This window comes from Roseibium sp. RP-7 (assembly GCF_053005225.1).
Genome location: NZ_JBRKQA010000001.1, coordinates 185284 through 209027 on the forward strand (window position 1 = coordinate 185284; position 23744 = coordinate 209027).

The following is a 23744-nucleotide window of genomic DNA, read 5'->3' on the forward strand; positions in this document are numbered from 1 at the left end:
AATGGAGCGTCACATGCCCCCTGTACGCGGCACGGCAAAGTCGAATGCCTATGAGGATCTGAAACGCGCGATCCTGACGTTGGAGCGCAAGCCCGGCAGCCCGCTGGAAGAAACCGATCTGTGTGATCTCTACGGCCTCTCCCGGACCCCTTTGCGCGAGGTGCTGCAGCAGCTGGCCGGTGAAGGCTATGTCACGCTGCAGCTCAATCGGGGTGCGCGCGTTTCCGACATGACCCACTACACGCTGCGGGACTTCTTCCTTGCCGCACCGCTGATCTACAGTGCCGTGCTTCGGCTCGCCGCGCAGAACGCGACGCCGGTACAGATCGAGGAACTGCGTCAGGCGCAGAAAGAGTTCCGGGCCGCCATGGCAAGTGGCGACGTGATCGAACGGGCACTTACAAACGACCGTTTCCACCGCATCACCGGCCACATGGCGGGCAACAGCTACCTGCTGGCGAGCCTTGACCGGTTGCTGATCGACCATACCCGGATCGGCATGACCTTCTTCCGCCCCAAGTCCGGTGCGAAGGAAGATCGCCTCGAGCTGGCCGGCCGCCAGCATGACGAGATGATCGAGGCGATCGAGCAGGGCGACGACAACCGCGCCGCGGAACTGGCGCTGGAGCACTGGGCTCTCTCGCGTGACCAGATCGAACTGTTTGTCATGCCTGAAGGCCTGGAAGCTCCGCTCGGCATCCCACCCAAACTCAAATCCGCATGAGGCAGACACCGCGATGACCCCAATCATGAAGTTCGAAGGCATCTACACGCCCGTGGTCACGCCCTATGACGGCGAAGGCAACGTGGTCTGGGATGCTCTGGCCGCTGTTGTCGACCATCTTGTCGACAGTGGCGTGCACGGCCTGATTTCCGGTGGATCAACGGGCGAAAACTATGCCCAGACCGTTGAGGAACGTCTCGAACTGGCGCGCTTTACCGCGCAAAGGCTTGCAGGCCGCCTGCCTCTGATCGTGGGAACGGGAACCATGAGGACACCGGATTCCATCGCGCTGGCGGAAGGTGCCGCGGAGATCGGGGCCGATGCCATTCTGGTGGCAACACCGCCCTATTCGGTGCCGACGGAGCGGGAAAACGCGCTCAATGTCCTGACCATCGACCGGGCCGCCGATCTTCCGATCATGCTCTATAACTATCCGGGACGGATGGGGGTGAACATGGGCGAGGAATTCCTCGACCGGGTTGGCCGTTCGCGCAATGTCTGCGCCATCAAGGAAAGCTCTGGCGACATCAACCGCGTCCACCTTTTGGCACGCGACTACCCGCACATCCAGATGTCCTGTGGCATGGACGATCAGGCGCTGGAATTCTTCGCCTGGGGGGCACGCAGCTGGGTATGCGCCGGCTCGAATTTCCTGCCCGAAGAACATGTTGCCCTTTACCGGGCCTGCGCCGTTGAAGGGGATTTCAGCAAGGGGCGGCGGATCATGTCGGCAATGATGCCGCTGATGCGCGTGCTGGAACAGGGCGGCAAGTTCATTCAATGCGTCAAGCACGGGGTGGAAATGAGCGGGCTCTATGCCGGTCCGCCGCGCCCGCCGTTGAAGGCACTCAACAAGGACGACAAGCGCCAGCTCGATCAGGTCGTCCGGGTTCTGAAATCCACCATTCAAGACATCACGGCGGGAGAATGATCATGACCGACCTTCTGACGCGCGAGGAATACAAGGCGCTCGCTGCCGGCCTGACCTTGCCGACAAATGCTTTCATCGACGGATCTTACCGCCCGGCGGCATCGGGCAAGACCTTCGAGACGGTCAATCCCGCCACCGGCGAGACACTTGCCTCCGTGGCAGCCTGTGGTGCAGAGGATGTCGATTTCGCCGTGCTGAAGGCCCGGGAGGCCTTTGAGGACGGCCGGTGGTCGAAGCTGCATCCGTCGGACCGCAAGGACACGCTGATCCGCTTTGCCAAGCTCATCACCCGCCACCGGCGGGAGCTGGCCGTGATGGAGAGCCTCGACAGCGGCAAGACGATCTACGATTGCGAAACCGTGGATGTGCCCGAGACGATCCATTGCCTGAAATGGCACGCAGAGGCGATCGACAAGATCTACGACCAGGTCTCGCCCGCCTCCGATGATCACATCGCCATGATCGTGCGCGAACCGGTTGGCGTCGTCGGCCTGGTTCTGCCCTGGAACTTTCCGCTGCTGATGCTCGCGTGGAAAATCGGTCCGGCGCTGGCGGCAGGATGTTCGGTCATCGTCAAGCCGGCCGAAGAAACATCGCTCACCGCCCTGCGCATCGCGGAACTTGCCATGGAAGCCGGCATTCCGCGGGGTGTCCTCAATGTCGTTCCCGGCTCCGGTCCGGACGTCGGCGAACCGCTTGGCCGGCACATGGATGTCGACATGATCTCCTTCACCGGTTCGACGGAAACCGGCCGCCGGTTCCTGCGCTATGCCGCCGACAGCAACCTGAAGGAGGTCGTTCTGGAAATGGGCGGCAAGAACCCGAGCGTTGTCCTGAAGGACGCGGAAAATCTCGACCGGGTGGCTGCTCACGTCGTCAATGGCGCGTTCTGGAACATGGGCGAGAACTGTTCGGCAAGTTCCCGCCTGATCGTGGAAGAAGACATCAAGGAAGCTCTGCTGGAGCGCATTCTGGCCCATGCGCGGGAATGGACGATGGGAGATCCCCTTGATCCGGAGCATCGTGTCGGTGCGCTCGTCTCCAGCGATCATTTCGCCAAGGTCAGTTCCTATCTGGACAAGGGCGCAAAGGTGTTGATGGGCGGCGACAGCCGCGATGGCGCTTTCGTCGAACCGACCGTTCTGGAAACCGATCCGGGGTCCACCATTGCGCGGGAGGAGATTTTCGGTCCGGTCTTGAGCGTTCTGGCCGTAGGAAGCTTCGATGAGGCTATCGCGCTGGCCAATGATACACAGTACGGCCTTGCCGCCTCGATCTTCACCGGCAACGCCAGAAAGGCGCTGCGTGGTGCCCGGGCGATCCGGGCCGGCACCGTGACCGTCAATTGCTTTGGCGAAGGCGACATCACCACGCCGTTCGGAGGGTTCAAGCAGTCCGGTTTCGGCGGGCGGGACAACAGTTTGGCGGCACACGACCAGTACACCCAGCTGAAGACCATCTGGCTGGATCTGTCCGACGACGAGGACGAGGCCGTCGGATGACGAAACGGGCCGCCGACACTCTGCCGAACCTGCAAGGCCCGGCGGCCTGGAACACCATCCTGCCGAGACAACAGCCTGTGCAGCTGCTGAGCGAACAGATCAGCGCGGATGTCACGATCATCGGTGCCGGATTTGCCGGTCTGTCGGCGGCGCGGCGCCTGCTCCAGTCAGACCGAAATCTCAAGGTTGTCGTGCTCGACGCTTGCCGGGTTGCGGAAGGATCGGCCGGACGCAATTCCGGATTCATGATCGACCTGCCGCATGAGCTGACATCGGAGGATTATGCCGGTAACGGTGACGACAAGTCTCTGATCACCCTCAATCGAGAGGCAATCGGCTTTGCGCGTGGCGCGGTCGAGGACTACGGGATCGACAGGAACTATTTTGATCCGGCAGGCAAGATCAACGGTGCGGCTAGCATCAAGGCCGATCATCATAACCGCAGTTATGCCGACCATCTGACGAGCCTCGGTGAAAAATATGAGCTGCTCGACCGCCAACAGATGGCGGACCTGACCGGAAGCAGACACTACGTTGGCGGACTTTATACCCCCGGTACGGTCATGCTGCAGCCTGCCGGATATATCCGCGGACTTGCCGCCGGACTTCGGCGGGAAGGCGTGCAGGTTTTCGAGCAAAGCCCGGCCCTGTCTTTCGCCAGGGAAGGCGAAAGCTGGAAGGTGGAAACGCGATCCGGATCCGTTTCAACGGCAAAAGTCATCCTCACGGTCAATGGTCATCTGGAGAGTTTCGGTTTCGAACGAGACCGGCTGATGCAGCTGTTCCTGTTTGCCGTCATGACGCCCGAGCTGGACAGTGCGGCGTTGAAGAAACTTGGCGGCCAAAGCCGATGGGGCATCACGCCATCTGATCCGATGGGGACGACCTTGCGCCGGATCGACGCCGGGCAGGGTGGAAACAGGATCGTTACGAGAACCTGCGCTGTGTTGAAACCCGACATGCGGCTGACACCGGCAAGCGTGGAACGTGCGGCCCGTGTCATGCAACGCAAGTTCGACCGGCGGTTTCCGCAGTTGGCAGGGTTGAAGATGGAATACAAGTGGGCAGGACACCTTTGCCTGTCGCTGAATGGTGTCGCGGTCATGCGAGAGCTGGAGCAGGACGTGTTTTCCGGTTGCGTGCAAAATGGTCTCGGCACCGCACGCGGAACCCTGACCGGAATGGGCGCTGCTGATCTCGCGCTGGGACAGACCAGCAGCATCACCCGTCATTTCGGTGCTGAAGCTCGGCCGAAAAAACTGCCGCCACAGCCATTCCGGGAAATCGGTGCCAATGCCGTGCTGCGCTGGAAGGAATGGCGCGCGGCCGAGGAATGATCCCGGCCAGAGTCCGACCGGGCGTCAGTAGACCCATTCGAACACATAGCCCGAGATCAGTGACCCGGTAACGGCAAGCGCCAGGTAAAGCAGAAACGGTCGCAGTTTCAGCACGGGAAATATCGCAAGCGCTCCCCAGATGCTGACAACACCTCCGGAGACCAGAAACGCCATCGCCGCGCCGGGCGACATGCCGTTGTCGATGAGACCGCGGGTCAGCGGCAAGGCCGCATAACCGTCGATATAGGCCGGTGCGCCGACGAAGACGGCGGCGGGTATGACCCACCAGGTGTTCGAGCCAAGATAGGCTGCCAGCGATCCCGGGGTCAGAGCTGCATTCAGCGCATATTCGGCGAAGAAGGCGGGGATCAGGCAGATCAGGATCAGCCGTGTGGTTGCTGCTGCCTGCCGCGCGAAGGCTCTGCGCCGGCTGCTGTTGCGCCAGACACGCGGTTCAAACGATGTCGCGCCGTCACAGCACCGCGCCGTCAATTTCGCGGCGAGCCCATCAGACCGCAGCGCCGCTTCACCGCTTCGCTCACGCGTGAGCGCTGCTGTGACGGATCCGCCAAATACACCCAGACTGAAGGCCGCCACGGTCTTGCCGACTGCAAAGGTAATGCCGAGGGTCGCCGCCGTAGTCGCCAGCATAGCCGGATCGGTAATCGGCGAGGACAGCCAGAACGCCATGACCGGGGCAAGGGGAACCCCGGCTGCCAGCAACCCGGCCATCAGAGGCAGGATCGTCACCCCGCAGACCGGCGTAATCGCCCCCATGGCAGACGCCACGAGGACCGCGCGCATGAGCCGTCCTTCAAACGCGCGGCCGATGATCCTGTCGGCACCGCTGGCCATGATCCAGGCCGTGAGGGCTATGCCCGGCACGACGAGCGGAGCAACCTGAAGGAGACCCAGTCCGGTGAACAGGATCCCCTGTTTGAAAAACTGCGACCACAGCCAGACAAGCCCGGCGAGAAGGCCAGCTCCAACTCCGGCGGCAATTCTTCGGGATCCAGAAAACGTGGCTGTTGCCGTCTGTCCTTCCATGAAGGCCTCCAGTGATTGACGGCTTCAGACTAGGCGTGATCTAAGTATTGGTGAAACGAATATCTTAAATGTCAGATATTGAAAAATTGGATGAATAATCTCGACAGTGAACTCCTCCGAACTTTTCTGGCGGTCGCCGGGACGGGCAGCGTCACTGAAGGTGCCCGCCTGATCGGCCGATCACAATCGGCAACCAGTCTTCAGATCATGCGCCTTGAAGAGGTGATCGGGCGGGATCTGTTCGAGCGGACCGGCCGAGGCGTGACGCTGACGGAGACCGGGCAGCGCCTGATGCCGGTCGCAAGGGATGTGAAAGAACGGCTGGATGCTGTCCTGAGGGAAATCACCGCCGACGGTTTGCGCGGAAAGCTTCGCCTCGGCATTCCCGACGACCATGGCCAGGCAAAGCTTGCGAAGATCCTGTCTGCCTTCGCACAATCGCACCCGCAGGTGGAGCTTGAGGTAACCTGTACGATCAGCACCGATTTCCCGGAGCTGCTGTCCAGGGGAAAGATGGATCTTGCCGTCTACGAGGTTGAAACGATCGGCAGGAACGAAGAGGTGGTTTTCGAGGACCCGACCTGCTGGGTAATGTCGCGTTACCGGGATCTTCTGGCCGAAGAGCCGGTTCCGGTCGCCCTTTTCGACCGCGCCTGCTGGTGGCGTGAGGCGGCCCTCAAGTCGCTTGAGGCAAGAGGGAGGCCTTACCGGATTGCCTTTTCAAGCCAGAGCGTGGCGGGCGTAACGGCTGCCGTGGAAGCGGGTATTGCGATTGGGCTTCTGGGTCGGTCTACTCTCGCGGGCCACCTCAAGGTGCTTGGCAACGAGCATGGGTTTGCCTCGACACCCATGTCGAAACTTGTCATCGGCGTTGCAGCCAGCGCCAATCAGGATCTCGTCAGGACAATGAAGTCCGCTATTCGGCAGGCATTTTGAACCGCTCCAAGCCCTTCAGGGCAAGCTCAACCTGGTCATTCTGCCACCGTCGACCGTGTAGACCTGACCGGTGACAAAACCGCTTTCCTCCGCTGCCAGGAAAGCGACCAAGGCGGCAACTTCCTCCGGCTTGCCCGTCCGGCCAGCCGGGTGGATCTTGCCAATATCGCGCCGGAAGGCATCTGGATCCGGGGTCGCCTTGATGAATTCGAGATTGAGTTCCGTATCGATCCAGCCTGGTGCAACCGCGTTGCAGCGGACGCCGTCCTTGCCGTGATCGACCGCAACGGCGCGCGTCAGGCCGTGAAGCCCGGCCTTGGAGGCGGAATAGGCAGCGTGTAGCGGATTGCAGCCGATGCCTTCGATGGAGCCGACATTGACGATGCTTCCGCGTGTCTGGCGCAAATGCGGCAAGGCATGTTTGATCATCAGGAAAGGCGCGGTCAGATTGACCGCCAACAAGTGCTGCCAGTCGGCGAGCGACATGTCTTCGATCGCCGCTTCCTGCATCAGGCCGGCATTGTTGACGAGCACATCCAGCCTGCCGCCTTTCGTTACCACGTCTTCGATAATGCGGGCAGGGGCTTCCATGTCGGCAAAATCCGCCTGGACATGCTCAAACTCAGGATCCTCGCCGCGCTGGGCCGTGAAGACCCTGGCACCTTCATTTTGCAAGCGCCGGGCAATCGCACGACCAATGCCGCTTCGCCCGCCCGTGACGAGGGCAATCTTCCCTTCGAACCGCATCATGACACCGGTTTCCCGCCGTTGACCTCAACCAGCGAACCGCACATGTAGCGCGCAGCATCGGAGGCAAGAAACAGAACGACGTCCGCGATATCATCCGGCCGCGCCACCCGGCCAAGCGGAACGGTCCTGCCCAGTTCGGCAATCGCCGTTGCGGGGTCAAAGCCGCGCTTTTCGAACCCGGTCCGCAGCATCGGTGTGTCGACCTCATTCGGGCAGACAGCATTGATGTGGATGCCCTGGTGGGCATGGTCCCGGCCCATGCACTGGGTCAGCGAAGCGATCGCCGCCTTGGTCATGCAATAGACAGCGTGGTTCGGGCCCGGGTGAACACCCCAGCAAGAGGCGATGTTGACGATGGCCCCACCTCCGGCCTCCGCCAGCAACGGGATACCCGCCCGGCAGATGCGGAAAGGAGCTTCGACATTGACCCCGATCGACAGCGCCCAGTCCTGATCGGTGGTCTCGGTCACGGGACCACGGGTAATGACGCCGGCGTTGTTGATGATGATGTCGAGGCCGCCAAGTGCCTTGGCCGCGGTGCGGGGCAGTGCGTCTGCATAAACCGGGTCCAGCAGGTTTCCCGAAATCCGGACTTCCGCATCAACGGCATCGCAATTCCGGTCGGCTGCGGCCAGGCGTGCCCCTTCTGCCCGCAGCATGTCGGAAATGACTTTGCCGATCCCACCGGCGGCGCCCGTCACGAGGGCGCGTTTGCCTTTAAAGCGCATATCGGCCTCCAGTTCAGAAAGTAGCTATCGCCGTGCCGAACAGGGTCTCATCCGGTTCGACACCAAGGCCCGGGCCTTGTGGCAGGACAATGTGACCGTCCCGGATGCGCACGCCTTCGCCGATGGAATAACTGCCCTCGATCATGGGCTCCGCAAGCCAGACCCCTTCCAGCAGAGACGGCTTCACCGTGGCAGCTAAATGGGTGCAGGCGGCGGCGATGATGTCGCCGCCCCAGGCGTCGTCGCAGGTATGTGGCAGCGAGACGGCTTCGCAGATATCCCGGAACGCAGCCATCTGTTGCAGTCCGCCGATCCGGGTCACTTTCATGCCGAATCCATCGACCAGTCCGCGCCCGGCGGAACGGATGACCGTTGCCAGGTCGACACCGTTCTCGTCCATGTAAAGTCCATGGTGGATCTGCGGCCTGATCTTCTCCAGGTCCTCGATCCGGTTGCAGGGCTGTTCCAGAATGAACGGAATATCCGGGCATTCGCGACTGACGCGCAGCGCGTCTCGTGTGGTCCAGCCTCGGTTGCCGTCGACCGCAAGACGCATGCCGGATCCGGCGATCTTGTCCCAGACCCTGCGGATCGTCTCGATATCGCGCTCGACGTCCTTCCCGCTCATCTTGATCTGCAGGCGCGGGTAGCCTTCGTCCCGTTTCTCCGCGGCAATGCTGGCGATCTCTTCGGGAGCACCGACACCGGTTGCGTAATAAGAAGGAACACGTTCCGCAGCGACACCCCCGAGAAGGTCGGCAACCCTAAGGCCCAGATGTTTGCCGAGCAGGTCATGAACGGCAATGTCGATTGCCGCCTTTGCGTAGTTGTGCCCGTTGAGCTGGCCGTTCATGAGACGACCGATCGTCAGGGGCCGAACGTCCTGGCCAATCAGCGCAGGGGCAATCTGCTGCAGCGCCGCCTGCGCTCCACCGGAGTGCGCTTCGGCGTAAGTTGGGCCGACAGGGCAGGTTTCCCCCCAGCCGGTAAGCCCGTTGTCCGCGGTCAGCTTGACCAGGGTGGTCTGGAGAGACCAGACCTCGGCGTTTGCCATCTTGTAGGGGCCGCCCTTGACCGGCAGGTCATGGCGGAAGATCTCGACAGACTTGATTTTCATGAACCGCCTCGCAGGGCAGAAGAGAAAGCACGGGCAGCCCGGTTTTTGGCCGGTACTGCGGTTCAATAGTCCTGGTTCAGCGCATCTGCCGCCGGGATTTCACGCTCGCGCCGCGCGATGTAGTCGAGAAGGGCCTCGTTTTTGGCGGTCTCGAGAGCAGGCTCCTGATATTCGGACAGAAGCTTGCGGGCGATGCCAAGCGCCCGTTCGGTGATCTCCACTTCACCCTCGGCCTTCCATTGCTCGATGGAATTGTTGTCGAAGGTCTCCGGCATGAAGAACGCCCGCTGGAAATTCTCCTGGGTGTGCGGGTGCCCCAAGTAGTGGCCTCCGGGGCCGACGTCGCGAATGGCGGCAAGGCCTTCGTCGAAATCATCCCAGCGCGGGCCCTCCGCCATGCGGTAGGCCATTGCGCATTGCTCGGCGTCGACAATGAACTTGGCAACCGAGCAATGCATCCCGGCCTCGTTCCAGCCGGCCGCGTGCCAGATGTAGTTGGCACCCGAATGGATAACGGCGCTCAGCGTTGCTGCACTCTCATACCCGGCTTGCGCGTCAAAGGTCTTGGCACCGCCGAGCGATCCGGAGGTCCGCCAGGGCACATCGTAGAACCGCGCCATCTGCCCGATCATGAAGTTCATCAGGCTGATCTCGGGGGTGCCGGCCATCGGCGCACCGGATTTCATCGAGACCGTCGACAGATAATGCCCGTAAATCGCAGGTGCGCCCTTCCGGATCACCTGCGTGTAGGCGAGCGCGCTCAGGGCTTCCGCGTTGAGCTGGGCAACGGCGGGGACGACGCTTGCCGGGGTATTGGCACCGCCAAGCACGAAGGGGGAGCAGAGCACGGGCTGGTTCCGTTTCGAAAAGGCCCGCATTGCGCCCAGCATGGTCTCGTCCCAGACCAGCGGAGAATTGCCGTTGCAGTTTCCTGTCGTGACCGGATGGGTCTCCAGATAGTCCTCACCGAACAGGATCGCGCACATTTCCATGACATCTTCGGCGTTCTTCGGACTTGTCGTCATGCCCATGAAGGTCTTGTCCGAATGCTTGATCGAAGAGTAGGTGATGCGCAGGTGCCGGTGGCTGATGGGGTGGTCGTAGGGCTCCACGATGTGGTGGGCGCTGGAATGCAGGGCCGGCAGCATGTGGCTGAGCTTGTGGAACATGGCCAGGTCCGCAAGCGTTGGATTGCGCCGCTCATTATCGAGATCACGCAGAAATGGTGCCCCGGTCATCGGCACGAAGATCGAACGATCTCCTCCAAGCGGGACATTCTTTGCCGGATTGCGGGCATGATAGGTGAAGCTGGATGGGATCGAACTGATGAGCTCACGCACCAGCCCCCGGTCCAGGTAGACCCTCTCACCCTCGACCTTGGCGCCGGCCCGCTTCCAGTCTGCAAGGGCAATCGGATCGCGAAAGACGATTCCAACCTCTTCCAGGATTGCCATGGAGGCATCGTCCAGCTTTCGGATCTGCTCTTCGTCCATGGGTTCGCACAGGGGAAGGGTGCGCCGCAGACCGGGCAGCATGGTATGGTCGGGAGCGGTGCGAATAGCCCGGCGGCCGGCACGGCCGCCGCTGCGGCTGCGTTGGGCAACACTCATCTTGTTCTCCGGTAATCGGTTATTTTGACAAGAAGAATGCGCCTGATTTACCGCCCGACAGTGCCGAAATACGAACTGGCACTGCATTTTCCGACATTGTTGGAGAATAATCGTTTTTCATCTAAAAGAATTATCTGAGATCTGCATCAGTAGACCAGAATATACGCGCGTAGCATTTTCCGTGCCTGTCTGAAAATCAAAAATCATTCATAATAATGTTGCTGTGCACAATATCTGGGCAACCAGTCAACATTAAACATTTTAAATGAGGAATTTACCCATGGGGGTGGCCGAGCAGGGGCAGTTCGTGTTTTGCTATGTAAATGTCGCAAATGAGCATCATGGTTACAAAAAAACAACGGATGCTACGTTTGGGAAATTGGCAAGTGACTGTTTAAGAAGAACCGGAAGGGGAGACAGATGACGAAGTCCAAAGATGCCGAGATGCTCGAAAGGCTTGAAGCAGCGGCCCGCACGGGAGGGATCAGTAAACGTGATTTCCTTCGCTACTCTGTGCTGGCCGGACTGACAGCAAGCACCGCAACAGGCCTGTGGTCGACCGAGGCGAAAGCCCAGCCCAAGCAGGGTGGGACGTTCCGCTGGGGGATCCACGACGGCAACACCTCAGATTCTCACGATCCGGGCACCTATCTGACCCGCGTGATGATTTTCCTCGCCCACACGCACCGCAGCTACCTGACGATGATCATGGGCGACGGGTCGCTTGGGCCGGATCTGGCCGACAGCTGGGAAGCCAGCGAGGATGCGTCCGAATGGACCTTCAAGATCACTGAAAACGCCGAGTTCCACAGCGGCAGGAAACTGACGGCTGACGATGTCATCGCATCGCTGAACCACCACCGCGGCGACAAGACAACCTCCGCAGCCAAGGCGCTGCTGACGGATGTCACCGACATCACCAAGGATGGCGACTACACCGTTGTCGTGAAGCTGTCCGGCGGCAACGCCGACTTCCCATGGCTGATGACCGACTATCACATGGCGATCTGCCCGGCCAACGACGACGGCACGATCGACTGGCAGTCCGGTGACGGCACCGGTCCCTACAAGATCGACAACGGCGAGTTCGGCGTCCAGTTCAGCCTCAGCCGGCATGACGGCTGGCACCGTGAAGGCGCCTATTTCGACAAGGTCGAGCTGATCACCCTGAACGATCCGAACGCTCGTCAGACGGCACTTGTGACCGGCGATGTGGATGCGGTCTCGCTGATCGAGCTGAAGACCATGGGTCTGCTGCAGCGCAATCCGAACATCAAGATCCACAACATCCCGTCCGCGGGCGCGATCACGCTGCCGATGTTCTGTGACACGGCACCGTTCGACAATCCGGACGTGCGCAACGCGCTTAAGCTGGCCATGAACCGGGATGACATCATCGAGAAGATCACCTTCGGTGCAGCCACCAAGGGCAATGACTTTCACCATTCGCCAGCCCAGCCTTACTGGCCGGACGACATCCCGCAGCGTGATTACGATCCGGACCAGGCCAAGTCCCTGCTCAAGAAAGCGGGCGCGGAAGGTCTCACGGTCAGCCTCAGCACCGCGGACAGCGTCTATGCGGGTGCAGTCGACATGGCGGTGCTTTATGCCGAACACGCCAAGGCGGCGGGTATCAACATCAATGTCGTGCGTGAACCGAACGACGGTTACTATTCCGACGTCTGGCTGAAGAAGCCGTTCTGTCTCGTGTCCTGGGGCGCGCGTCCGACACCTGATGTCATGTACACGCTGGCCTACAAGAACGACGCGGCCTGGAACGAGTCTCACTGGAAAAACCCGCGCTTCAACGAGCTTCTGCTTCAGGCCAAGGCCGAGTTGGACGACACCCGGCGCGCGGAAATGTACCGCGAGATGGCGATGCTGGCTCGGGACGATGGCGGCACCATCATCCCGTTCTTCAACAACTTCGTTTACGCCAACAGCGCGAAGGTAGGCACGCCCGAGAAACTGGCTGCCAGCTGGGAAAATGACGGCGCGCGCGCCGCCAGCCGCTGGTGGTTCGAGTCCTGATTGAGGGGTTAGGCGGCGGCTAAGGCCGCCGCCTGCAATTTGGCCCTGCCCCGGACGCGGGACGGGCCGACCTGGACGGACAGGGCTCCTGCCAACGCAAAGCAAAAAGAGCTGACAGGAACCTGCCCGATATGTGTCCGGCGGCGCTATGTGCCGTGCCGGGCTTTCCTATTCTGGAGGGACAAATGGGGGACATCCTACAGCTGGTCCTTAAGAGACTTGGCTTAGGTGCGATCACGCTACTAGTGGTCTCTATCCTGATCTTTTTTGCAGTTGAACTGCTGCCCGGCGACATTGCCCAGGCCGTTCTTGGACAGGGAGCAACGCCTGAAACCGTCGCCGCCCTGCGAGAGAAGCTCGGCCTCGACCAGCCCGCGATCCTGCGATATTTCCAATGGCTCGGCGGTGCGCTCACCGGTGACTTCGGCGTCTCGCTCGTCTCTGGCGAGCGGGTCAGTGCCGCCATCAGCGACCGGTTCGTCAACACGCTTTTCCTGGCGACCTATGCGGCTGTCATCGCGGTGCCGGTTTCCATCGTTCTCGGCGTGATTGTCGCTCTCCTGCGCAATACCCTGTTCGACAGGGTCGCCAACGTGGTCACGCTGACATCGATTTCCTCTCCGGAGTTCTTTCTCGGCTACATCCTCATTCTCTACCTGGCGGTCAAGACCAACTACTTCCCCGCCATTGCCAGCCTCAGCGCGGACATGAGCTTCGGGGATCTGTTGCATCGAACCTTCCTGCCGGCGCTGACCCTGGTGCTGGTGGTGACGGCGCACATGATGCGCATGACACGCGCGGCGATCATCAACCTACTGGCCTCGCCCTACATCGAGATGGCGCGGCTGAAAGGCGTTCCGCCCTGGAAGGTGATCGTCAAACACGCTCTGCCCAACGCCTGGGCGCCGATCATCAACGTCGTCGCACTCAATCTCGCCTACCTCATTACCGGCGTGGTTCTGGTGGAAGTTGTCTTCGTCTATCCGGGCGTGGGCCAGCTTCTGGTGGACGCGGTTGCCAAACGCGATTTCCCGATCGTGCAGGCCTGCTGTCTGATCTTCGCGGCAACCTTCATCCTGCTGAACCTGGCAGCCGATGTGGGCGCGATCCTGACCAATCCGCGTTTGCGGCATCCGAAGTAAGGGCAGCGACATGAGCACATTCGTTATTGGCTACTATGCGCTGCTGATCGGGGCTTCCTGCCTGGCGGCCTATTTCAACAAGCGCAAGATCTTCATTCTTGTCTTTTCCCTGACGATGATCTCGTTCATCGCGGGGATCATCGGCGGCGCTCCGGCGCTCCGGTTCATCACTACGGCTGCCGGTCTTCTGGCACTGGCCGCCGGGACATCCTTCGCGTTCCGGGAATTCCTGATCATCATCACGCCCGCCGGTGTTTCCAAGGAGTTGCGGACCGCACCTCTCACGGCCGCCTTCGGCATGTTCGTGATCTTCACCTACGCCATCGCCGGGGTCTTTGCCCCCGTGATTGCACCTTTCGGTGAAGCGCAGGTCATTTCGTCGGCCTTTGCACCGCCGGATGAAACCATGCTTCTGGGGGCAGACCAGCTCGGCCGCGACATGTTCAGCCGCATCATCTACGGCGCGCGCAACTCTGTCGGCCTCGCGCTGCTGGCAACCATGCTGGCCTTCTTCATGGGAGCATTTGCAGGCCTGCTTGCCGCCACCAAGGGCGGTTGGTTCGATCAGCTCATCGGCCGTGTCGCAGACGTCATCATGTCGGTACCGTCACTGATCTTCGCCCTGCTGATGCTCAGTATCTTCGGCACCAACCTTGTGGTGATCGTGATCGTCGTTGCCGTCATCTATTCGCCACGCGTCTTCCGCCTTACCCGGGCGGTTGCCGGCAACGTGGTGGTGATGGACTACATCGAAGCGGCAAAGCTGCGCGGCGAGGGCACCTGGTACCTGATCCGCCGGGAAATCCTGCCAAACTCGACAGCACCACTGATCGCCGAATTCGGTCTCGAGTTCTGCTTCGTGTTCCTGCTCATCGCAGGCCTGTCGTTCCTTGGCCTCGGCATTCAGCCGCCGACCGCCGACTGGGGCTCCATGGTGCGTGAGAACGCGACACTGATTTCCTTTGGCGAAATGACGCCGCTGATCCCGGCGGCCGCCATTGCGCTTCTGACTGTCGCGGTGAATTTCGTCGTCGACTGGATGCTGTTCCGGTCTTCCGGCCTGAAGGAGGTTTGAGAATGGTGCCGAAAAAAGACGTACTGCTTCGGGTCACCGATCTCCGGATCGAGGGGTACTCGGACGAAAAATGGGTCGAGATCGTTCATGGCGTCAATCTTACCCTGCACAAGGGGGAAGTGTTGGGGCTGATCGGAGAATCGGGTGCCGGCAAATCGACCATCGGCCTCGCCTCCATGGGCTTTGCCCGCGACGGCTGCCGGATTTCCGGCGGTTCCATCGAGTTCGACGGCATGGAACTGACGACGACGCCGGAGAGCGATCTCCGGGCGTTGCGCGGATCGCGCATCGCCTATGTCGCCCAGTCGGCTGCTGCCTCGTTCAATCCGGCACACCGGATTATCGACCAGCACACGGAAGCGCCGATCCAGTACCGCATTCAAAAGCGGGTCGAGGCGCAGGAAGACGCCATGGAGCTTTACGAGCGGCTGCGCCTTCCCAACCCGAACGAAATCGGCTTCCGCTATCCCCACCAGGTCTCTGGCGGCCAGTTGCAGCGTGCGATGACCGCCATGGCCATGGCGTGCCGGCCGGATCTCATCATCTTCGATGAGCCGACCACCGCGCTGGACGTGACCACGCAGATCGAGGTTCTGGCGGCGATCCGGGACATTGTCGACCAGTTCAACACCGCGGCGATCTACATCACGCACGATCTGGCGGTGGTGGCGCAGATGGCCGACACCATCAAGGTGCTGCTCAAGGGCGAGGAAGTCGAAGAGGCGCCGACCGAGCAGATGCTCGGGTCTCCCAAGGAGGACTACACCAAGAGCCTTTGGGCCGTCCGCAGCTTCCAGCGGCCGCAGAAGCAGCGGCCGACCGAGGCGGGTGCCATTCCGATCGTTTCCGTGCAGGGAATTGATGCGGCCTACGGCAAGACCAAGGTGCTGGACGATGTCTCCTTCGACATCTATCCGGGCATGACGGTTGCGGTTGTCGGCGAATCCGGTTCCGGCAAGTCGACGACGGCACGCTGTATCACCGGTCTTTTGCCGCCCACCAAGGGGCAGATCCTGTTCAAGGGTGAGCCGTTGCCGCCGCGCTATCAGGACCGCAGCAAGGATCAGCTTCGCCAGGCGCAGATGATCTACCAGATGGCCGATACCGCACTGAATCCGAAGATCAGGATCAGCGAGATCATCGGCCGGCCTGCCCAGTTCTATGGCGGGCTGCACGGTGCGAAACTGAAAAACCGCGTCGACGAGCTTTTGGACCTGATCGAGCTGGACCCGTCAAAATTCTACAATCGTTATCCGCCGGAACTTTCCGGCGGCCAGAAACAGCGTGTGGGCATTGCCAGGGCCCTGGCGGCCGATCCGGCCTTCATCATCTGTGACGAGGTGACGAGCGCGCTCGACCAGCTCGTGGCGGAAGGTATCCTGAAGCTGCTCGATCGGCTGCAGCAGGAGTTCAACCTGGCCTACATGTTCATTACCCATGACCTGGCGACGGTGCGCTCCATCGCGGACGAGGTTGTGGTGATGCAACGCGGCAAGGTGGTGGAGCAGGGGCCGAAGGACGAGATGTTCACGCCGCCGCATCATCCCTACACGGATCTGCTGCTGTCTTCGGTTCCCGAAATGGATCCGAACTGGCTGACGACGCTTCTGGAAGAGCGCGGCACCGATGCCATTGGCGAAGCCGCCGACGTCTGATCGCAGGCGGTTTGCCTGCCTTGAAATGCAATCACCCCCGGAGGTCGCTCCGGGGGTGATTGAAACTCTGCCGACTTTTCGACAGGCGTGCGGGATCAGCCGACCATCAGGTAGCCGGAAAGAGCCATCGCACCCACGATAACGGCGTAAACGCCGACAAGCGCCGGCCAGGAGCCGCTCTGTGCCTTGTATTCGCGAATGAGATCGTCCCGGGTCATGCCGACCTCCAGAATTTGCCCAACTCTTGAGCGGGCTGGTGAATATTTGATCTGCCGGACAAATACGGGAGGAAAGTTAAGATTTCAATGAGTGAAAGCACGAATCTCCCTCCTATTTTTGCATAACTGTTCTGCGTTCCATTCACGTAAAGCATAGCAACTCGGTGAAACCGGGAGATTGCGGCCCAACCGGCTGACCGGCTGTAGCAAGAAAGACGCCTCGGGCCCTTGCAAGGTCCTGCATGGAGACGGTATCCGTCACGCCGACAGCGAAGCTGGAACGCCTTGTGGCGAACCGGCCGGTCCGGACAACCGGGCAACCGGAAATCGCTCCCAATCACCTGTCCGCGCGGCCCGAACCGGTCGCAGGCAACGATGGCGACGGAACCAGATGATCGAGACACCCTACTATCTGATCGACAAGGCGAAGCTGCTCCGCAACATGGAGAAGATCGCCTACGTTCGAGAGCGGTCTGGCGCAAAGGCCCTGCTGGCGCTCAAGTGCTTTGCGACCTGGTGTGTTTTCGACTTCATGCGCGAGTATATGGACGGCACCACTTCGTCGTCGCTGAACGAAGTCCGGCTGGGGCATGAGCGCTTCGGCAAGGAAACCCACGCCTATTCCGTGGCCTATGCCGACTACGAGATCGATGAAGTGATCTCCCATGCCGACAAGATCATCTTCAATTCCATCAGTCAGCTGGAACGGTTCGCGGACAAATCCGCAGGCATCGTGCGCGGGCTGCGCCTCAACCCGATGGTCAGCTCCTCCAGTTTCGACCTTGCCGACCCGGCCCGGCCTTTCTCCCGCCTAGGAGAATGGGACGTCGCCAAGATTGAAAAGGTCATGGACCGGATCAGCGGTTTCATGATCCATAACAACTGCGAAAATGCCGATTTCGCGCTGTTCGACCGCATGCTTGGCGATATCGAGGAAAAGTTCGGCGGGCTTTTGAGCCGGGCGCAATGGGTGAGCCTTGGGGGCGGTATCCATTTCACGGGGGACGACTACCCACTCGACCTCTTCGCCGACCGCCTCAAGGCCTTCGCCGAAAAATACGGCGTTCAGGTCTACCTGGAACCGGGCGAAGCCTCGATCACCCGGTCGACCACACTGGAGACGACGGTGCTGGACACGCTCTTCAACGGCAAGAACCTGGCCATTGTCGATGCGTCCATCGAAGCTCATATGCTCGATCTGTTGATTTACCGCGAGACCGCGAAGGTGACCCCCAACGAAGGGCCGCACAGCTACATGATCTGTGGCAAGTCCTGCCTTGCCGGCGACATATTCGGCGAGTTCAACTTCCCTGCCGAACTCAAGACCGGTGACCGGGTTTCCATTCAGGATGCGGCGGGTTACACGATGGTCAAGAAAAACTGGTTTAATGGCGTGAAAATGCCCGCGATTGCGGTCAAGGAAGTGGACGGAACAGTCCACGTTGCTCGTGAGTTTTCATACCAGGACTACGAGCAAAGTCTGTCTTGAGACTTGAACCCCGAACACCCCCAAGGTCCAAGGAAGGTATCTTTATCAAATGAAAAAGACTGTTCTCATCATCGGCGCCGGAGGTGTCGCTCAGGTGGTGGCGCATAAGTGCGCTCAGAACAATGATGTTCTCGGCGATATACATATCGCCTCGCGCACCAAATCCAAATGCGACGACATCATCGCAACCGTGCATGCCAAGAAGGCGCTGAAGCAGCCGGGTGTTCTGAAAGGACACGAACTCAATGCTCTGGACATTGCCGCCACCAGCGCGCTGATCCGCAAAACCGGTGCGCAGATCGTCATCAATGTCGGTACCGCCTTCCTGAACATGTCCGTCCTCAGCGCCTGTCTGGAGACGGGAGCGGCCTATATCGACACGGCCATTCACGAAGAGCCGGGCAAGATCTGCGAGACCCCGCCCTGGTATGGCAACTACGAATGGAAACGGGCCGAGGAATGCGCCGCCAAGGGCGTCACCGCCATTCTGGGCGCCGGTTTCGACCCGGGCGTCGTCAACGCCTATGCCCGCCTTGCCAAGGACGACTATCTCGACAAGGTGACCGAGGTCGATATCGTCGACATCAACGCCGGCAGCCACCAGCGCTATTTCGCCACAAACTTTGATCCGGAGATCAACTTCCGGGAGTTCACCGGCACGGTCTACTCCTGGCAGCAGGGCAAGTGGCAGGAAAACAAGATGTTCGAGATCGGCAAGGAATATGACCTGCCGGTGGTCGGCAAGCGCATGGCCTATCTGTGCGGCCACGACGAAGTGCATTCCCTGGCAAAGAACATGGACGGTGCGGACGTCCGGTTCTGGATGGGCTTCGGCGAGCACTACATCAACGTCTTCACTGTTCTGAAGAACATCGGCCTCCTGTCCGAGCAACCGGTCAAGACGGCGGAAGGTCTGGAAGTCGTACCGCTGAAGGTGGTCAAGGCGTGCCTGCCGGATCCGTCTTCGCTGGCACCTGAATACACCGGCAAGACCTGCATCGGTGATTTCGTGAAGGGCACCAAGGACGGCAAGGAGCACGAGGTGTTCATCTACAATGTTGCCGACCACAAGGAAGCCTATGAGGAAGTCGGCAGTCAGGGCATTTCCTACACCGCCGGCGTTCCGCCGGTCGCGGCCGCCATGCTGATCGCCACCGGGGAATGGGACGTGAAGAAGATGGCCAACGTGGAAGAACTGCCTCCGCATCCCTTCCTCGGCATCCTCAACCGCATCGGCCTGCCGACCCGCATCAAGGACGCCAACGGCGACCGCGCCCTGGAGTTCTAGGTCCAGGCCTTTTCCAGCCGGTCAACCTGCGCAGCCCCGGTTACCACCGGGGCTGTTTGCGTTACGGTCAACCGCAAACGGGCTGCATAGTGCCCTCAAGCCTCACCCACGAACAGAAAGCCCTCTTTCGCAAAAATATCCCGCAGCCTGCCTGCCCAGGCCGGTCTTCTGAGCGCCGCAATGACAGATTGCGATACTGAAAGTCAGGAGAATTGGCGCACCCGACAAATGGTGGCTCCCGTCACAGGCGTCATCTGAAACATGATATCTAACGATTCCAATCACTTAACATGGGCCGGGTTCGATACCAAGAGGCGATTTTGGTCTACCCCTTAAACGGCCTGTAGTTCCCCCACGATCCCTTTAGTGCACTTATGGTACCGCGTGCTTCGCCCCCTGAAGAGTGCGAGCAAAGGTTTTCGCCGAAACGTGCGAGTTCATGGGTCCTCCTTATTCGTTCAATAGGGACAGTGTTTGGGGAAGAGCCGAATGGATCTCTTCGATAGGCACGGTCATAAGGACGGAGAGGGGTAGTCGGACTGAAAACGTTATTGATTAGAATGAGTTGTCAGTCTGATGATTGCCCTTTCAGCGAAGGCTTAGAGAATGAGATTTTGCGGCTATGATTGAAAGCCGGGCGGTAATGGAAGCCGGTGTATCGCGTGCCAGCAGTTGAAGTGTCGGTTGACATCACCTTTGCCGAGTGCTGAAGATAAGCCATTGCTTTCAAATGGTTCTCACCCATGTCGTCGACGAATTTCGATCACCTGAAGCCTTTGAGCCCGGAGCTTCACAGACTGGGTGCGCTCGCAGAGCAATTCTTCTCCCAGGACGCAAACACTTCGCTGATCAAGAGCCGCCAGTTTGCCGAACTCATGGTGAAGGAAGTCGCAGCTATCACGGGACGCTACGACCCGGCGCTTGGTGAGACCACAAACGACCTTCTTCGTCGATTGACCTCGCAGCAGGTACTTCCAAGAGAAGTGTCTGACGTTTTTCACGCTGTCCGCAAACAGGGCAATCAGGCCACCCATGAGTTCACGGGCACTCCTGGCGAGGCCTTGTCGGCGCTGAAGTTCTGTAGATCGCTCGGTGTCTGGTACCGGCGTACCTATGGCCGGGATCCGAACTTCAAGCCGGGTCCGTTTGTGCCACCGAAAAGTTCGTCAGACATCGACGACGAGACCAAGGCGAAGATTACCGAATACCAGCAGAGGGTCGTCGCCGCTGAGGCGTCTCTGGAAAAGGCCAAAGCGTCTGCGGAAGACCTTGCCAAAGCGAAGGCTGCAGCTGAAGAACTCGCCAGACAGGCCCTGCAGGACAGCGAGGAGTGGGCGAAGACCGCGCTGGAACAGGAAGCGACGGCTGCTGAACTTGCCGAAAAGCTGGCCGAACTCCAGAAGAAGGCCGAAGCAGAACCTGAACAGCTCCAGATGGAGTTCAAACAGGCGGCCTGGCAAGCAGCGAGCAAGCTGGAGCTGGACGAGGACGACACGCGTCTCCTGATTGACGTTCAGCTGATCGATATGGGCTGGGAAGCCGACAGCAAGCAATTGCACTACGCCAAGGGCACCCGACCGGAAAAGGGTCGCAACCTTGCGATTGCCGAATGGCCCGCTGAAGGTGGCCGGGCAGACTACGCGCTATTTGTTGGCGAAACCTGTGTCGGCGTCATTGAGGCGAAACGGGAGGCAGCAGATGTTCCCGGCGTTCTGGCCCAGGCACAGCGCTATGCTACCAACTTGCGGCTGCAGCCGGAGAATATCGCCGAGGGCGGCCCCTGGCAGCACGGGCTTAATGCTCCCTATCGGGTACCGTTCATTTTCGCGACCAATGGCCGACCATTCATCCAGCAATGGAAAACCAAATCGGGCATCTGGCATTGTGACCTACGCCACGCCAACAATCACCCGTCCGCTATGCGTCAGTGGTTCACGCCACAAGACTTGCTGGCCAAGCTGGAGATTGACCTGGAAGCAGCCGTCGAAGGCATGGCAGAGAAGACCTTCGGCAAGGGAGCGCTTCGGCCCTACCAGGAAGACGCTATCGACGCTATCGAGAACGCCATCGGCGAAGGGCAGCGGGAAATCCTGATTTCCATGGCCACCGGTACGGGCAAGACACGTACCAGCATCGCGCTTATGTATCGGCTTTTGAAGCACAAGCGTTTCAATCGGATCCTCTTCCTGGTGGACCGCAAGGCGCTGGGCAAGCAGACGGAAGACGCGCTGCAGACGACAAGCCTGGAAGGGATGCTGAACTTCGCGCAGGTCTACGGTGTTGCCGGTCTGGATGACAAGTTACCGGAAAAGGACACCAGGGTTCACGTGGCGACCGTGCAGTCGCTGATTGCCCGGATCGAAAGCGGCGATGATGTCAGCAAACGTCCGACACCAGGCAGCTATGATTGTGTCATCGTCGATGAGGCCCACCGGGGCTACACGCTAGATGCAGAACTGAGCGAAAGCGACATCGTCTTCCGGTCTCTTGAGGACTACCAATCCGCCTATCGTCAGGTCCTTGATTATTTCGACGCGGTGAAGATTGCCCTGACGGCGACACCAGCGCTCCATACCCGCCAGATCTTCGGACACCCGGTCTACCATTACGGCTACCGCCAGGCGGTGATCGAGGGGTATCTGATCGACCATCTGCCACCAAGACGCATCACAACGGCGCTCGCCGAAGCGGGTATCCATTTCGAAGGCGGTGAGGAGGTCGAGATTATCGATCGCAAGACCGGTGAAATCGATCTCTTCGAATTGCCAGATGATGTCGAGCTTGATTATGACCTCGCCACCTTCAACAAGCGGGTCTATTCGGAAAACTTCAATCGGACCGTCTGCCAAGCCCTGGTGACGGAGATCCCTCCCGATAGCCCGGGCAAGACGTTGATCTTTGCCGCCCGGGACGAACATGCCGACGATGTCGTCAGGATCCTTACCGAAGAACTGATCGAGGAGTATGGCGAGAGCGCTGTGCCTAACGGCATGGTGAAGAAGATCACCGGCAAGACCGACCATACCCAGGACTGGATTCTGAAATTCAAGAACGATCCCTTGCCGAAATACGTTGTGACAGTCGACTTGCTCTCCACCGGTATCGACGTTCCGACAATCTGCAATCTGGTTTTCCTGCGCAGGATCAAAAGCCGCATTCTCTATGACCAGATGATTGGCCGGGCAACACGCCTCTGCCCGGAGATCGGCAAGCAGAATTTCCGGATCTTTGACGCGGTCGATCTCTATGCCGAGCTGCAGGAAATGTCCGACATGCGTCCTGTGGTCGTGAAGCCGGATGTGCCGCTGAAACAGCTGGTGTCCGATTTCTTCAACGCGCCAGACGATGACGACAAGACCCGAGTAGCCGGTCAGGTGATTGTCAAGATGCGCGGGCTCGCTGGCAGGATCGATGAGGAAACGCGCGAGAGCTTTCTTCACCACACCGGCCAGACGCCTGAAGCCGCCCTGGAAAACCTCTCCACCCGTCCGTCTGCCGAGCTCGCCACATGGCTCAAGGAATACCCCCGCGCTGTCGAAATTCTTGAGCGTAGGCCGGTACGGCAGGACAGGTCGAATGATGGTGTCGTCATCTCTAAGCACGAGGACGAGCTGCTGCGGATCGAGGAAATCTTCGGCAGGAACACCACGCCGGAGGATTACATTGAAGGCTTTGAACGCTACGTGCGGGAGAACATGAACAAGATCCCGGCTCTTATTGCCGTTACCCAGAAACCACGGGAATTGACCCGCAAGGAACTGTCCGAGTTGGCAGCCCTTCTGGATGATGAAAACTACTCTGAATCCATGCTCCGTGCCGCCTACGGCAAGGCGCGTAATGCGGACATTGCTGCCCACATTATCGGCTTTGTCCGCCAGGCAGCGCTGGGCGATCCGCTGGTTCCTTACGCGGACAGGGTGGATGCAGCAATCGAACGGATCGAGAAATCGCGCGAATGGAGCAAGCACCAGAAGAACTGGTTGCGCCGTATCGGACGGGCCCTGAAGGACAAACCGGTGGCGGACCCGACCCTGCTTGACCAGGGCGTTTTTGCCGACAAGGGCGGTTACACGCGCATCTCAAGGGAATTTGGTGAGGATGACCTCAGCGACGTCCTGCAGCAATTCAACGAGGCCATCTGGGGTAACTCCGCCGCTTGACCTC

19 protein-coding genes are annotated in these 23744 nt (G+C 60.0%); 13 read left to right on the forward strand and 6 right to left on the reverse strand.

Translation table 11 applies throughout. The features are described 5' to 3' along the window. Positions 1-13 precede the first annotated feature (13 nt). Genes ACVDG9_RS00830 through ACVDG9_RS00845 form a run of 4 tightly spaced genes read left to right on the forward strand, consistent with a single transcriptional unit; the run spans position 14 to position 4494 of the window. Positions 14-724, forward strand: coding sequence for a GntR family transcriptional regulator (locus tag ACVDG9_RS00830; protein ID WP_075283744.1), 711 nt, complete (start codon positions 14-16; stop codon positions 722-724). Positions 725-749: 25 nt separating this feature from the next. Further along, positions 750-1655, forward strand: coding sequence for a dihydrodipicolinate synthase family protein (locus ACVDG9_RS00835; protein ID WP_075283745.1), 906 nt, complete (start codon positions 750-752; stop codon positions 1653-1655). 2 nt (positions 1656-1657) lie between these two features. Further along, complete coding sequence (locus ACVDG9_RS00840; RefSeq protein WP_447237075.1) at positions 1658-3157, forward strand: aldehyde dehydrogenase; 1500 nt, start codon at positions 1658-1660, stop codon at positions 3155-3157. Beyond that, entirely contained in the window at positions 3154-4494 is a 1341-nt protein-coding gene (locus ACVDG9_RS00845) for an NAD(P)/FAD-dependent oxidoreductase (RefSeq protein WP_447237076.1), read from the forward strand. Before ACVDG9_RS00840 ends, ACVDG9_RS00845 begins: the two co-directional genes overlap by 4 nt. 24 nt (positions 4495-4518) lie before the next feature. On the opposite strand, the gene ACVDG9_RS00850 is transcribed toward ACVDG9_RS00845, so the two are convergent. After that, positions 4519-5541: a permease gene (locus tag ACVDG9_RS00850; protein WP_447237077.1), complete on the reverse strand. Its 1023-nt coding sequence runs from the start codon at positions 5539-5541 to the stop codon at positions 4519-4521. 90 nt (positions 5542-5631) lie between these two features. On the opposite strand from ACVDG9_RS00850, the gene ACVDG9_RS00855 reads away from it, so the two are divergent. After that, positions 5632-6477, forward strand: a complete 846-nt coding sequence (locus tag ACVDG9_RS00855) for a LysR substrate-binding domain-containing protein (protein ID WP_447237078.1) — start codon at positions 5632-5634, stop codon at positions 6475-6477. A 15-nt stretch (positions 6478-6492) separates the two neighbouring features. On the opposite strand, the gene ACVDG9_RS00860 is transcribed toward ACVDG9_RS00855, so the two are convergent. The 4 genes from ACVDG9_RS00860 to ACVDG9_RS00875 form a co-directional block, all read right to left on the reverse strand. Beyond that, positions 6493-7227 (reverse strand): SDR family NAD(P)-dependent oxidoreductase, encoded by a 735-nt coding sequence (locus tag ACVDG9_RS00860; RefSeq protein ID WP_447237079.1) that lies wholly within the window; start codon positions 7225-7227, stop codon positions 6493-6495. Next, entirely contained in the window at positions 7224-7955 is a 732-nt protein-coding gene (locus ACVDG9_RS00865; protein WP_447237080.1) for an SDR family NAD(P)-dependent oxidoreductase, read from the reverse strand. Before ACVDG9_RS00865 ends, ACVDG9_RS00860 begins: the two co-directional genes overlap by 4 nt. Before the next feature lie 13 nt (positions 7956-7968). Then, on the reverse strand, positions 7969-9072 hold the full coding sequence (locus ACVDG9_RS00870) for a mandelate racemase/muconate lactonizing enzyme family protein (protein ID WP_447237081.1): 1104 nt from the start codon (positions 9070-9072) through the stop codon (positions 7969-7971). Positions 9073-9134: 62 nt separating this feature from the next. Further along, positions 9135-10682 (reverse strand): trimethylamine methyltransferase family protein, encoded by a 1548-nt coding sequence (locus ACVDG9_RS00875; RefSeq protein WP_447237082.1) that lies wholly within the window; start codon positions 10680-10682, stop codon positions 9135-9137. 420 nt (positions 10683-11102) lie between these two features. Between ACVDG9_RS00875 and ACVDG9_RS00880 the strand changes: the two genes are divergently transcribed. From ACVDG9_RS00880 to ACVDG9_RS00895, 4 genes are all read left to right on the forward strand, one after another. Continuing rightward, entirely contained in the window at positions 11103-12713 is a 1611-nt protein-coding gene (locus tag ACVDG9_RS00880; RefSeq protein WP_022999163.1) for an ABC transporter substrate-binding protein, read from the forward strand. A gap of 185 nt (positions 12714-12898) precedes the next feature. Beyond that, positions 12899-13855 (forward strand): ABC transporter permease, encoded by a 957-nt coding sequence (locus ACVDG9_RS00885; protein ID WP_031268720.1) that lies wholly within the window; start codon positions 12899-12901, stop codon positions 13853-13855. A gap of 10 nt (positions 13856-13865) precedes the next feature. Next, on the forward strand, positions 13866-14930 hold the full coding sequence (locus ACVDG9_RS00890) for an ABC transporter permease (RefSeq protein WP_022999161.1): 1065 nt from the start codon (positions 13866-13868) through the stop codon (positions 14928-14930). A gap of 2 nt (positions 14931-14932) precedes the next feature. After that, positions 14933-16585: an ABC transporter ATP-binding protein gene (locus ACVDG9_RS00895; protein ID WP_022999160.1), complete on the forward strand. Its 1653-nt coding sequence runs from the start codon at positions 14933-14935 to the stop codon at positions 16583-16585. Between the two features lie 95 nt (positions 16586-16680). Here ACVDG9_RS00895 and ACVDG9_RS00900 read toward each other — a convergent pair whose 3' ends face one another. Continuing rightward, the gene (locus ACVDG9_RS00900; RefSeq protein ID WP_022999159.1) at positions 16681-16803 is read right to left on the reverse strand and encodes a hypothetical protein; all 123 of its coding nucleotides are present in this window, start codon (positions 16801-16803) and stop codon (positions 16681-16683) included. 242 nt (positions 16804-17045) lie between these two features. On the opposite strand from ACVDG9_RS00900, the gene ACVDG9_RS00905 reads away from it, so the two are divergent. The 4 genes from ACVDG9_RS00905 (at position 17046) to hsdR (ending at position 23740) form a co-directional block, all read left to right on the forward strand. Beyond that, complete coding sequence (locus ACVDG9_RS00905; protein WP_158514224.1) at positions 17046-17198, forward strand: hypothetical protein; 153 nt, start codon at positions 17046-17048, stop codon at positions 17196-17198. Further along, a complete protein-coding gene (nspC, locus tag ACVDG9_RS00910; protein ID WP_075283752.1) occupies positions 17195-18292 on the forward strand; it encodes a carboxynorspermidine decarboxylase in 1098 nt (365 codons plus the stop codon). Before ACVDG9_RS00905 ends, nspC begins: the two co-directional genes overlap by 4 nt. A gap of 49 nt (positions 18293-18341) precedes the next feature. Continuing rightward, positions 18342-19580, forward strand: a complete 1239-nt coding sequence (locus tag ACVDG9_RS00915) for a saccharopine dehydrogenase family protein (protein ID WP_447237083.1) — start codon at positions 18342-18344, stop codon at positions 19578-19580. A gap of 743 nt (positions 19581-20323) precedes the next feature. Then, positions 20324-23740 (forward strand): type I restriction-modification system endonuclease, encoded by a 3417-nt coding sequence (gene hsdR / locus ACVDG9_RS00920; RefSeq protein ID WP_447237084.1) that lies wholly within the window; start codon positions 20324-20326, stop codon positions 23738-23740. Positions 23741-23744: the final 4 nt, after the last annotated feature.